Below are 383 nucleotides of genomic sequence, written 5' to 3' on the forward strand. Positions count from 1 at the left end.
CCGACGAACACGGCGAGGGCGAGCCACAGCAGGGTGCGGCGCGGCATGCCGATGGTCGCGGCGGTGACGACGGGCCCGCCGAGCGAGATGCCCAGCGCGTACGCCGTCACCAGCAGCCCGGCCGTCCCGACGGACACGTCCAGGTCGCCCGCGACGAGGCCGAGCACGCCGACGACGACCAGCGCGGCGGTGCCGATGTCGAACGCGCCGAGGCCGAGCGCGGGGAGCGCGTGAGTACTGCTCCGGGTCCCGCTCATCGGCGAGCCCCTCCTTCTGTCTTCCGTGCGGACGGTGTGGGCCCCGCCCCCGGGGGCCCGGCTCCTCGCCGGGGGCGGGCGGTGGCGGTGCCTTCGCGCGGTGGGGGCGGCGGCCTGCGGCCCCGG

Annotated in this window: 1 pseudogene; it reads right to left on the reverse strand. The window is 78.3% G+C overall.

Annotated features, from left to right (window positions below):
* Positions 1 to 257: pseudogene (locus A4V12_RS24560) on the reverse strand (MFS transporter); the annotation flags it as partial.
* Positions 258 to 383 lie beyond the last annotated feature (126 nt).

The organism is Streptomyces noursei, assembly GCF_001646665.1.
Lineage (GTDB): Bacteria > Actinomycetota > Actinomycetes > Streptomycetales > Streptomycetaceae > Streptomyces > Streptomyces lavendulocolor.